The sequence below is a fragment of the Cochleicola gelatinilyticus genome (assembly GCF_001637325.1).
Classification (GTDB): Bacteria; Bacteroidota; Bacteroidia; order Flavobacteriales; family Flavobacteriaceae; genus Cochleicola; species Cochleicola gelatinilyticus.
In genome coordinates this window covers 1,156,958-1,168,988 of sequence record NZ_LRXL01000026.1, presented here as the reverse complement: position 1 = coordinate 1,168,988, position 12,031 = coordinate 1,156,958, and the positions used below count along the sequence as shown (strand labels likewise).

Below are 12,031 nucleotides of genomic sequence, written 5' to 3'. Positions count from 1 at the left end.
GGCAGCAAAAACATTTCAATAGTAGGTAAATTTACAAAGCAATGTTTTCCTCATAAGTATACATCTAAAGAGGGGGAGTTCTTTCGGCAAAAATATACATTAATATATACTAACAAAATTTACATTCCCAAAAAACAGATTGCTTTGGTACAACTGCCTATTGATCTAAAAAAAACAAATTTACAGAAAGCGGAAAGCCATTATGAGTAATAGAAATTTCTTTCGAAATAGCTTCCTCGATTTTTTTAAACTGAATAATCGTTTTTTCTTTTGTTGCAGTTGTGTTGCGAATTTGATTTAATTTCTGCGTGTCTTTATTTTCAAAATAAAAATTAAACCTTTTTTTTAAGGGGGTGCGATAAATATTCTCTACTGTATTTTCGAAGGCCTTGTCTACTGAATTATTCTCGTGAGTTAACACTCTAAAATCGTTGATTAAGGTATTAATAACTATCTCTTTGTCTAATTGATCCATTATAAAATGGATCTTTACCTCATCATCTAACAGTTCGAAATCGAAAATTTTATTTCCAAATTCTGTTGTAAACACTATCCTATGTTGATTTGTGTCTATTTTTTTAATAATTAAAATTCCCCCAAAAGAATTGCTAAAGGCTTCGATCTTTGCTTTGTACACATAGTCTGTCGAAAGATTCGAAAAATAACTATTGACATAAACTTGTTTATTAGCGGGAATTTCAAACAATCCCTTTGTGGTCTGTAGCGCACAAGAGGAAAAAAGACATATACAAAGACTAATGATTAAAAACCGCATGGGACACTGTGGTATTTAACTTCTTATTTTTAAAAACAATGCGCGTAAAATCTTCGGAAGGCTCTATCATTTTGACTGAAGTAACATCTGGGTTTTCCTTTGTAAATGTAAGTTCAAAAATGGCTATATACTCTCTTATGTTAGTATCCTTCGGAATAAACTTTACTAAGTATTCATCTTGTGTGCTAAAAAAAGTAATATCAAATTGACTCTCATTAAACATATCCCCTTTAATGCTATTTACGATTAATGAATTAAAATTTCTGAAAGTTTTATTCGCACCAAGATCAATATCACTTTTAGTCCCACTATCATCAACATACAGCTTATCATTCTTAAAAATTGCTGAATACTGATACGGCTCAATATATTCCCATTTAATAAAATTTGGGGCTTTAAAAACCAACTTTCCTTCTGTCTTAATTTCATTATTTAAAAAACTAAGATGTTTATATTGGGTAAAGTCACTAACGATAGTTTCAGTTTGCTCTGCAGATTTAATTACTTTTTGCTTAAATTCTTTTGCCTCCAATGCTGATAATGGCCGCTGTGCACTCGCAGAATAAACTCCTATAAAAAGAAGTAAAATTATATAATTACGCATCTTTTTCTAATTGTATTAAGTCTTTAATTAAGACGGTTTGGTACCCATTATCTTTTAAAAATAGCAATAAATGTTCCAAAACTAATTCAACACGATCATGAGTATCATGCATTAAAATAACCGACCCCGGAGACACGCGTCGCCGTATTCGTTGAATTATTCGATCCGGGTTTTTAATTACAGTATCAAAAGACCTAATATTCCACCCAACTGTTTGAAGCTTCAGTTGTTTAACACTCTTTGCTATAGAAGGATTGGTAACGCCAAAGGGCGGACGAAACAGCGTATTGGGTATTCCTGTAAAGGAAGCAATAACTTTGTTGGTCTGCTTTAACTCGTTTACTACTTTTTTCTTTCCGAAGAAACCAAAAAACGGACTATGATTATACGAGTGGTTCCCTATAGCATGACCTTCCTTTAAAATATTTTCAACAAGCTCAGGATGTTGTTTTATGTTTTTTCCAATACAAAAAAAAGTAGCTTTGGCATCATATTTTGCCAGTAACTGAAGCACTTGAGGTGTGTACTCTGGATTTGGACCATCGTCGAAAGTAATCGCTATTTTCTTTTCTGAAAGTGTTTCGTTTCCGCAGAATGCAGCTACGTGGTAGTTCCACGAAATAATAAAAGAGCCAAATAGGGTAAGTAAAAACCACACACTAATTCCTGAAAAATAAACCCACAAAGGTGTCGGAAAAAAAATATCGAAAATAAAAACACCAACTAACAGCCCTCCTATCAATAACGTTATGTTTTTGTGGGTTAACATCTGCTTAGGAGTGTAAAACTGTGCTCTTTCCCTTTGTATTGATTGTACAGTAAAACATGCTGATAGTTCTTCTTCTCGATCGAATTTTTTAATAAGATCTTTGGAATTTCTTGTCTTTTCAATAGATGACAACCTGCCCAAAAGCCGAATACCGATGCCGTATAAAATTCCCCACTTACTTTTTTGTATGAAATTTGAGGTGTTTTTAAAAAAACGGAGGCTTGCATTTCGTGATAATACACATCGTAAGCATCGCCATTTTCACCCATTAAAATAGCATCAATATCTTGAAATAAAAGTCCGTTATTAGTTAAAAAAGCTTTTAATTTAGAAGTAATATCTGCAACAGAAACTGTTTCGAATACTTGCACATCCTTTAAAATTGCAAATGCGCCAGCTTTCTCTGAAGACATTCCAAAAAAGCCTGCTCCTTCTCCAAACGGAACCTGTATTCCTTGTGGTTGTTGTTTTTCAATTTTATTAAAAAATACACTAAATTCTTTTCCTAACTCATCAACACCCCCTACTAAAACCGTTTTAGCCTCCGATGTTTGAATTAATAATTGAGCATCTAATAATCCAGATTCGAACGAAACAGCGCCATGTACATAAGTCATATTGTACGCTTTGCATTGCAACCCTAACGCAATCTGTGCGCCAACCGTATTGTGAGTTGACTGTATAAAAGAGGTTGGGGCTAAAAACTCTTCATCATTGTCTATAAGCGCATTTAAGAATTTTTCGGAATCTTCTATACATCCCATTCCCGTTCCTACAATAATTGCTTCGGGAATATTAATATTGGCTTCATTCAACGATTGCTTAGCTGCCACCACCCCCATTTTCACTCCTGGTGCCATTCTTCTAATTGCAGCTGGAGGAATATAATCTTTATACACAGGATGAATTGCAGAAGCAAATTCTGTAGTTACTTCGGAAGCTTCCTTCAAAAAATCATTATTGTAAAAAGTTTCTTGAGCCGAAATGCAAATGGCGCTATGTATAAAACATGTTTTCATTCCGAAGAAAAAATTAAAGAGGAACAATTGCCTCCAAAGCCGAACGAGTTAGACATTACATGCCGAACCTTTTTTTTCTGAAACTTCACCGCAGGAGGTATATTTAATTCTGGGATTGGCTGTTTAAAGTTTACATTAGGAAACACACATTGTTCTTGTAGCGATACTATTGAATATACCGCTTCAATTGCTCCTGCAGCTGCCAGCGTATGTCCTGTAAGGGCTTTGGTAGAACTAAAGTCAGGAACGGCATCACCAAAAATCCTTTTAATCGCTACACTTTCTGAAAGGTCATTGTTTAAAGTTGCTGTACCATGTGCATTTATGTAATCGATTTCCTCCGGTTGAAGATTGGCGACTTTTAATGCTTTTTGCATGGCTAAAAAAGCTCCTTCTCCTTCTGCAGAGGAAGCAGTTTGATGAAAGGCGTCGTTCGCATTAGCATATCCTGAAACATACCCCAACACTTTTTTGTTGGCTTTTTTTATCACTGCCTCCGATTCTAATACGAGATATGCAGCAGCTTCACCAAGATTTAAACCTTTTCTATTCGCATCGAACGGAGTACAATTTTCATTAGAAAGAATCATTAATGTTTTAAATCCGTTGATCGTAAATTTAGATAAACAATCGGTTCCACCAACGATCACGCGGTCTAGTTTCCCTGCTTTAATTAGACGTGCTCCTAACATTATTGCATTTGCAGCGGAAGAACAGGCCGTGCTAATTGTCGTGACAAATTCTGTAATCCCTAGTTGTTCCGCAATCTTTTGGGTACTATCACCTGCAGGATGGCTTTTTAAATACTTCAGTGTTTCGGGGTTAGATTGAAACGTTTTATAATGTTTTTCTGTAAGATCCATGCCTCCCACTGTTGTGGAAGAAACTAGTCCTGTGCGGTATTCAGAAATTCTTTCTATTTGCGCGTTTTCTAACGCTTGTTTTGCCGCTAGACTCCCTAGTAAAGCAGAACGTGAAAAAATTGTATTTTCTGGCAGTTGTAAACTCTTGGCAATTTGCGAGTTTGTATTTGCTACCTCGCCTACTTTTATATCTTTTTGGTGGCGTGTTGTTATATTAGAAATTTCACCAATACCTGTTTTAGAAAACAGAAGGGCAGTCATATTTTCTTCAACATTTGTTCCAATAGCCGAAATAATACCCATTCCTGTAATGGCAACTCCACGTTTCATAAAGGGTTGTTTTCGTTGTAGTTTAGTTTGGGTTGGTTATTTCGTTCTGTGCGTAGCAATATACTCTGCTAAAACCGCAATAGAAACAAAAATCTCTTTCCCTTCCTTTGGATCGGTAAGTTTAATCCCGTAATTCTTATCGAGCATTACAATTAGCTCTAACGCATCGATAGAATCCAACCCTAATCCGTCCCCAAATAATCTGTCATCATCGGCAATATCGTCTACGGTAAAGTCTTCCAAATTTAATTGTTCGATGATATTTTCTTTTAATTCTTGTCGTAATGTTTCCATTATATATTTTGATATTCTTTATTAATTATTGCTTCAGAATGGATGTAAGTACCCCTTTTAGACACTAAATACATAAAAGATCGATATGCATCTTCCTCAATATCTACCCAGCCACACAACACATGCGAAGCTTTTTTATTGTGAATTAATGCTTCAGAATACTGCATTAGAAATTTAGCGTTAAACTCCTTAAACACAAAAAATGCATTTTCACCTTTAATTTGGTGTCGAATACTAATTTCTCCCATTCCAATATTAGGCAATGTATAAACAAAAACGGCCGGACTAGGGTAAAAATTTTCTTTTGATTGTATAGATAATTGATGCTTTCTGTCGGTATCTAGACTAGCACTTCGGTTAGAAAGCACTAGCGCCATTTTTTCTTTTTCTTCGGAAGGTAATGCACAATTTTTTAATAGCACCTCAGCAGTTAAAAAAGTTAATTTACTCAAATTATCCATTTTGAAAAATTTTGGATACGCTATTCCAGACTCTTTATAGACTGTTTTTGAAAACTCTGAAAATGAAAGTCCTTTTTCTTTGGCAACCACAGTTTCTCCGTTCAATATAATTTTATTGAACCGAAAACTGCAAAAGGATTGTATGTGTAAAGAAGTCTTCAATATGCTACTTTTTAAATAAAACTGCTGTATTACACCCTCCAAAACCAGAAGCAGTTTTTAAGAAGGTTCTAATATTTTTCTTTTCATTTCTTTGTATAATATTTAAAGGCTTAGAAACGCCTAATTCATCCATTCCCAAAGAAGTATAAAGCATATTATTCTGCATCGAATGCAATCCTACAATAGCTTCCAACAAACCAGAAGCTCCAAGAGTATGCCCATAATAGCCCTTTAAACTATGAAGTGGTGTCCGTTGTAAATTTGCACGGTTAAATGCAACTGCCTCCATTTCATCATTATAAAGTGTTGCAGTTCCGTGCGCAGAAATAAAATCGATATTTTCTGCAGATACATTTGCTTCCTCCAGAGAGGAAACAATACTCTTATACAACCCTTCACCAGTACGAGAAGGTCCAGAAATATGATTGGCATCGTTACAAGAACCATCTCCAATAATTTCAATTCTATTTTGTGAAGTAGATCCAGATGTTATGGCTACGGAAGCTGCCGCTTCGCCAATAGTGATTCCGTTTCTATATTTTGAATAAGGTTTACAAGGACTATCACTCATTGCCTGAAACGAATGAAAACCAGACAATGTAAATTTCGAAACTACATCTCCAGCTACAATAAAAGCGTTGTCGTACACGCCGTTTTGAATTAATCTTTTCGCAACTGCCACAGCTAATATACCCGAGACACAAGCATTAGAAACAATGATAGGTTCGTTTTTAAATTGAAAGTGATTTTGTATCGTTTCTCCTAAAACATGTAGATATGCTTTGTGAGCGGAGGTTTTACTTTTTGTATTGAGTGTATCTATATTTCCTTTTGTGGTAGCAATTAAAAGTGCAGTTCTATCTGTTATTTCAAAGTTCGCGCACGCCATAGTATCTTGTAGCGAAAGTATCATCATTTTCTCCAGCTTAGTATAATCTGAAGCAACAATGCTCTTTTGAAAATTTTGATTTAGTTTTTCTTCGTTAATTATTGCTGCATGAAAGCCGTTTGGAAGTATTTCGGTGTTATTATAAAATTGAATTGCCGATGAATTATTTTTAATCTGCTGTAAGTTTTCATCACTAGTAAAGCCCAGTGGTGAAACAATTGTATTCGCTGTGATAAAAACTCTTTTCATTTTTATACCTCTTTAATCAACCTTATGCTGCTGTTTCCATTTCTTAAAAAAAGTGGGGGTAACCAACGATAATTCTCCTGTGGAATCTACAAAAACCTGCGTCGTTTCACCTGTACACACTACATCTCCAGCTTCGTTCTTAATAGTATATATAAAAATCATTTTTGCTGCCGGTGTGGTAACAAAAGTTGTTTCTATAGTAGCAACATCTCCATATTTTAAAGGTAGTTTGTGTTCTGTACTTGATTTTACAATAGGAGTTACAAATCCATTTTTTTGGACATCTAAGTAAGACACACCGTATTTTCTTCCAAAAGCTTCTCGACCATCTTCAAAATAATGAATGTAATATCCATGCCACACAATTCCCAACGGATCGGTTTCATTAAAACGAACACGGATTTCATGTGAGGTAGTAAGACTGGTCACTTGAGTATAAGGTTTTTTCTTTTTATGCATTACACTTCAGTTTTGAGAACTGTTTTCATTTCAGCCGAACAAATTTCAACTCCGTTACATCGAGTAACACCTTTAACGAGCGTGACTCCCATAATTTCTTGCAGAATGACAACTTCTGTTTCAAGATTCTCTTCAATTTTAGGAAGACTATAAATAGTTACTCCTTTTATTGCGCCAATGTACCCTTCTGGAGCTTTTTTGTTATTAATATAGAAATGGTAACCCGTAAATAATGCAACCGTCTGAGCCATATGCTCTATTAATCCTGGCTCAGTAAAATGTCCCTTTTCAACAAACATATTCTTATTAGAAATTGTTAATCCTGAAATTACTTTACTTTCATCGTAATATAGCAATTTATCTACCATAACAATAGGAGCCTTCTGCGGTATAAGCTTCTCTATTAATTCTGAATCCCTAATTTCTTCTTTTAATAAGTTCATCTAGTTAATTTTTTAAATCTTCCCAAAAGTCAAAATAATTAAACCATTGTAAAGGGTATTTTTGCAAAATCGATTCTACACTCTTAATATACTTCTCTAATAAATCTTGAGCATCTCTATGTTTTACATTTGCGGTACGAGCATACAAATGATAATGCTTTGCTCGTTCCTTCATAACATAGACAAATAAAACTGGAACTTTAAGCCTAGACCCTAACAAAAACGGCCCTGCCGGAAATTTTGCTTCTTTTCCAAATAGAGACGCACTAAGATGCTTCGATAATTTTTGATAACGGTCTCCTGTAATACAAATGATCTCGTTTCTTGAAAGTGCTGCATTAATTTCAAAAATATGAGATAAGTCGTCTTGAATAATAATAAATTTGGTTTTAGATTTTCTTACATACCGCCCTAAATATTCTTTAATAGCTTGATGTTCAGCATCGGTAATTAGTAAACTTATAGTAGCTTCCTCATCTAATTCGTCGAGAAAGAATTCTGAAATTTCAAAATTACCTACATGAGCACTAATTAAAATACCACCTTTTTGTTGCTTTAAAGTTTCTCGTAATAAATCTATACCATCAAATTCGTAGGTGAATTTATTTCGAAGTCCAGAAGAAATTGCAACTTTATCTAAAATGGTTTGTCCAAATTTGTAATAACTTCGATAGATCCCGTATATACTTTTAGTCTTAGAGCATCCTCGTCTTTTATGCAAATAATAAAAGATCGCTTTAGTACTCTTACCAGAAAATAAACAGAAATAAAATGCTACAAAATAAAGTAAGAAGTAAGCAGCACGAATACCAAGTTTACTAATGAAGAAAACAAAAATTTTATACCCTAAGACGGTTCCCCGTGATTTCCCTTCCCATTCTGCTGCCATGCCGATTCGTTTCGGTTTCAGCCTATCTTTTTCTCGATAAGATCGTAAAAATTTTGAAGTGTTGTAACTCCAACAAAATCGTCACCTACTAATTTTACACCAAAACTAGCTTCGATCGCTACTACAAGATCTACAAAATCAAGACTATCTAATTCAAGAGTCTCTTTTAGGTTCGCTTCAGGAGTAATCTCTTCTGCTTCTACTTCAAATTCATCAATCAAAAAGTCATTTATTTTTTCAATAATAACTTCTTTATCCATCTGTATTTGCATATTTTTTAATTATTAGGGCTGAATTTGTTCCACCAAATCCAAAAGAATTCGACAAAAATACATCAATTTTTTTATTTAACGTTTCGTTAACAAGATTTAATTTCTTTGCATCTTCATCTGGATTATCTAGGTTGATATTGGGCGCTATAAATGAGTGTTGCATCATTAACATAGAGTAAATTACTTCGCTTGCTCCTGCCATCCAGCATTCATGGCCTGTCATCGATTTTGTAGAGCTTACATAAGGAGCCCCTTTGCCAAATACCTCGAAAATTGCTTTAGCCTCATTGGCGTCACCTACAGGAGTAGAGGTTGCATGGGCATTTACATAATCTACTTTAGAAGCTTCAATATTTGCCCCTTTAAGAGCTCTTTTCATAGCTCTTGATGGACCATCCACATTAGGTGTCGAAATATGTTCTCCATTAGAAGAAAATCCGTATCCAATAATTTCGCCTAAAATGGGCGCTCCTCTTTTAATAGCAGACTCATAACTTTCAACAATTAAGCTCGCTCCTCCTCCGCTAGGCACTAATCCGTCGCGATTTGTATCGAAAGGTCGAGATGCTTTAGAAGGATCTTCTGTATTTACTGAAAAAACACCAAGTCCATCGAAACTTCCCATGGCAAGCTCATTAATTTCTTGCGCTCCGCCACAAATAATACAATCTTGTTGTCCTGTTTGAATGAATTGATATGCTAAACCGATGGCATGCGATCCACTGGCACAGGCTCCACTCACAGTAAAATTTATCCCTTTAAGTTTAAAAATAGTGGAGAGGTTCATGGTAATTGTAGAGTTCATCGCTTTAAATATAGCTCCCGAACCTACTAATGTAGTATCTCTTTTCTCGCGTATTTTATCTACAGATTCTATCACAGATTTTGCAGTACTGTCGTTTCCGTAGATAATTCCTACTTCGTTAGTATCTAAAAATTCTTGAGAAATATTTGCGTTTTTTAATGCTTCTAAGGTTGCAACATACGCATAAGCTCCTTCTTCTCCGAGACTAACACGCTGTCTACGCGATAAGTGTTTTTTAAGATCGGGATCATCGACCATTCCAGTAAGGCAAGAACGGTATCCAAACTCTTTTCGTTTTTCATCGAAAACAATACCCGAAGTTCCGTTAAATAACGATTCTTTTACTTCATCCAGATTTTTACCAATACAGGAATAAATCCCCATACCAGTTATTACTACTCGCCTCATCTCCGCATTATTTTAGGAGTATATTCCTCCATTAATATTAATAACTTCGCCTGTAATATAGGATGATTTTTCCGAAGCTAAAAATGAAACTAAATGTGCGACTTCTTCCGCTTCACCAAACCGATTGGCAGGCACTAATTTTTTTAACTCTTTTTCATTTAAATTGGTAGTCATATCGGTTTTAATGAAACCTGGAGCAACAGCATTAACAGTAATCTTACGTTTGGCAACTTCTTGTGCCAAGGCCTTCGTAGCAGAAATCACAGCTCCTTTTGCCGCTGAATAATTGGTTTGTCCCGGAGTTCCTTTTAATCCTGAAAGCGACACCATATTGATGATTCTTCCGTAGCGATTTACGAGCATTTTCTGTATTAAATGATGTGTTACATTAAAAAAACCATCGAGACTAGTGTTAATCACTCTATGCCAATCTTCTGGTTTCATCCACATAAACAGATCGTCTTTGGTGATGCCTGCATTATTTACGATCACTTCTATCACCCCATCTTTATTGGCTTCCTGCCACGTGTCGAGTGCATTGTTAACTGCATCGATATCGGAAACGTTAAACGGCAGTAACGTTGCGCTACCCCCTGCTTCTTCTACAGCAGTTAAAGTTTCTAATGCAGCATTTTTATTATTGTTGTAATTAATTAATATATGGTATTTGGTGTCTTTCGCGAGTTGGACACAAATAGCTTTACCTATACCGCGAGAACCTCCGGTGACTAATGCATATTTCATGTGAACGGTTTAAATTTCAGTTGTACTGATGTGTTCTTTAACTTTATTTACAAATGGGTACATAACAACATCTTCACTAAATGCAGGAACTATTGCTCGTATCTCATCGTATAATTTTTTAGTTTTTGAAGATACCTTGTTTTGCACCTTCAGATATTCGATGGCTTGCACAATGGTTATTAGCTCGATGGAAACGACTTCAAAAGCATTTTCTATAACTTTTTTAGTAATCATTGCTGCATTTGTACCCATACTCACAATGTCTTGATTGTCATTATTATTAGGGATACTATGCACATACATCGGGTTCGACAACATCTGATTTTCGGCAGTAGTAGACGTTGCAGTAAACTGAACTCCCTGCATTCCGAAATTCAAACCCAGTTCTCCCAGATTGACAAAAGGAGGAAGAATGTCGTTTAATTTTGAGTTTAATAAGTAGTTTAATTGTCGTTCGGCTAACATACTCATTTTAGCAACCACAATTTTTAGTTTATCCATTTCCAAAGAAACATAATCTCCGTGGAAATTTCCGCCGTGGTATACCTGCCCTTTTTCTACATCAACAATAGGGTTATCGTTAGCAGAATTTACCTCTTCAATAAGAATTCTTTCTACAGTTGTAAGGGTGTCTAAAACAGGACCCAAAATCTGTGGTACGCATCGAAGCGAATAATATTCTTGTACTTTTTCTTCAAAAACAGCACCTTCTTTAATACCATTGTATAAATGATGTTCTCTTTTCCGCGTAAGCGAACTATCGCTTAGGTGATCACGCATCGCTTTAGCAATCTTGCGTTGTCCTTTATGCTGTTTTGCTTCATTCAACTCAAAAGACAAATGATCATCGTACGCCTGTACAATTTCATTGATGGCAGACGATCCTGCTACCATCCAGTTAAGCAATCTCTTTGTATTTATACAATTAACAATACCTATTCCCGACATGACAGATGTGCCATTCATAATTGCGAGTCCTTCGCGTAATGCTACAGTAATGGGTTTTAGATTTTCTATTTTAAAAACCTCTTGAGTTGTTTTACGCTCCCCTTTATAAAAAACCTCACCTTCCCCGATCAAGACCAACGCCATGTGCGCCAATTGTACCAAATCACCACTTGCTCCTACGCCACCATGTTCGTAGATTAATGGAATAATATCTTTATTAATTAAGCTTGTCATTAGTTCGATGACAGATACATGTACTCCAGAATTCCCTAAACTTAGTGTGTTTAGTCTTGCCAACATCGCTGCTTTTACATACGCAGAAGGAATAGGATTTCCTGTTCCGGCAGCATGGCTTCGTATTAAATTGTATTGAAGTTGAATTCGTTCAGACTCTTTGATCTTATATTGCGCCATAGGCCCAAACCCTGTATTCACTCCATAGATCGTTTTATTTTCGGAAAAATCTTTCAGAAAATCGAAACTTTTTTCAACAGTTTGTAATACCGAATTGTCGACTTGAAGCTTATCCTGTTTGTAGACTATGTTATAAAAATCGGTTATCTCTAATGACCCTTTGAGTGTTACCATTTAAAATAGCTTCGAAAGATTTAATAAATTATCATTTAATAACTAAAAGTAAAGTAGTTA

15 protein-coding genes are annotated in these 12,031 nt (G+C 35.3%); all 15 read right to left on the bottom strand.

What is annotated here, in order from left to right:
• Positions 1–157: 157 nt before the first annotated feature.
• The gene (locus ULVI_RS07340) at positions 158–706 is read right to left on the bottom strand and encodes a hypothetical protein (protein WP_157632578.1); all 549 of its coding nucleotides are present in this window, start codon (positions 704–706) and stop codon (positions 158–160) included.
• A 49-nt stretch (positions 707–755) separates the two neighbouring features.
• Positions 756–1,379 carry a LolA family protein gene (locus tag ULVI_RS07335; protein WP_068591201.1) on the bottom strand — a complete coding sequence of 208 codons (624 nt, stop codon included), beginning with the start codon at positions 1,377–1,379 and terminating at the stop codon, positions 756–758.
• Positions 1,372–2,148, bottom strand: coding sequence for a polysaccharide deacetylase family protein (locus ULVI_RS07330; protein ID WP_068591199.1), 777 nt, complete (start codon positions 2,146–2,148; stop codon positions 1,372–1,374). The genes ULVI_RS07335 and ULVI_RS07330 overlap by 8 nt, the downstream gene beginning before the upstream one ends.
• Complete coding sequence (locus ULVI_RS07325) at positions 2,142–3,167, bottom strand: beta-ketoacyl synthase chain length factor (RefSeq protein ID WP_068591198.1); 1,026 nt, start codon at positions 3,165–3,167, stop codon at positions 2,142–2,144. Before ULVI_RS07325 ends, ULVI_RS07330 begins: the two co-directional genes overlap by 7 nt.
• A complete protein-coding gene (locus tag ULVI_RS07320; RefSeq protein WP_068591196.1) occupies positions 3,164–4,360 on the bottom strand; it encodes a beta-ketoacyl-[acyl-carrier-protein] synthase family protein in 1,197 nt (398 codons plus the stop codon). The genes ULVI_RS07325 and ULVI_RS07320 overlap by 4 nt, the downstream gene beginning before the upstream one ends.
• A 36-nt stretch (positions 4,361–4,396) precedes the next feature.
• Positions 4,397–4,654, bottom strand: a complete 258-nt coding sequence (locus tag ULVI_RS07315; RefSeq protein ID WP_068591194.1) for a phosphopantetheine-binding protein — start codon at positions 4,652–4,654, stop codon at positions 4,397–4,399.
• A complete protein-coding gene (locus ULVI_RS07310) occupies positions 4,654–5,220 on the bottom strand; it encodes a beta-ketoacyl-[acyl-carrier-protein] synthase family protein (RefSeq protein ID WP_241780962.1) in 567 nt (188 codons plus the stop codon). Before ULVI_RS07310 ends, ULVI_RS07315 begins: the two co-directional genes overlap by 1 nt.
• Positions 5,221–5,281: 61 nt before the next feature.
• Positions 5,282–6,415: a beta-ketoacyl-[acyl-carrier-protein] synthase family protein gene (locus ULVI_RS07305; protein ID WP_068591190.1), complete on the bottom strand. Its 1,134-nt coding sequence runs from the start codon at positions 6,413–6,415 to the stop codon at positions 5,282–5,284.
• A gap of 12 nt (positions 6,416–6,427) precedes the next feature.
• The gene (locus ULVI_RS07300) at positions 6,428–6,874 is read right to left on the bottom strand and encodes an acyl-CoA thioesterase (RefSeq protein WP_068591188.1); all 447 of its coding nucleotides are present in this window, start codon (positions 6,872–6,874) and stop codon (positions 6,428–6,430) included.
• Positions 6,874–7,317, bottom strand: a complete 444-nt coding sequence (locus ULVI_RS07295; RefSeq protein ID WP_068591186.1) for a hypothetical protein — start codon at positions 7,315–7,317, stop codon at positions 6,874–6,876. The genes ULVI_RS07300 and ULVI_RS07295 overlap by 1 nt, the downstream gene beginning before the upstream one ends.
• A 4-nt stretch (positions 7,318–7,321) precedes the next feature.
• Positions 7,322–8,206: an LpxL/LpxP family acyltransferase gene (locus ULVI_RS07290; RefSeq protein ID WP_068591184.1), complete on the bottom strand. Its 885-nt coding sequence runs from the start codon at positions 8,204–8,206 to the stop codon at positions 7,322–7,324.
• Between the two features lie 17 nt (positions 8,207–8,223).
• Positions 8,224–8,466: an acyl carrier protein gene (locus tag ULVI_RS07285; RefSeq protein ID WP_068591182.1), complete on the bottom strand. Its 243-nt coding sequence runs from the start codon at positions 8,464–8,466 to the stop codon at positions 8,224–8,226.
• Positions 8,459–9,691 carry a beta-ketoacyl-[acyl-carrier-protein] synthase family protein gene (locus tag ULVI_RS07280; RefSeq protein ID WP_068591180.1) on the bottom strand — a complete coding sequence of 411 codons (1,233 nt, stop codon included), beginning with the start codon at positions 9,689–9,691 and terminating at the stop codon, positions 8,459–8,461. The genes ULVI_RS07285 and ULVI_RS07280 overlap by 8 nt, the downstream gene beginning before the upstream one ends.
• Positions 9,692–9,703: 12 nt before the next feature.
• Positions 9,704–10,435, bottom strand: coding sequence for a 3-oxoacyl-ACP reductase FabG (gene fabG / locus ULVI_RS07275; protein WP_068591177.1), 732 nt, complete (start codon positions 10,433–10,435; stop codon positions 9,704–9,706).
• 9 nt (positions 10,436–10,444) lie between these two features.
• Positions 10,445–11,971: an HAL/PAL/TAL family ammonia-lyase gene (locus ULVI_RS07270; RefSeq protein ID WP_068591175.1), complete on the bottom strand. Its 1,527-nt coding sequence runs from the start codon at positions 11,969–11,971 to the stop codon at positions 10,445–10,447.
• Positions 11,972–12,031: the final 60 nt, after the last annotated feature.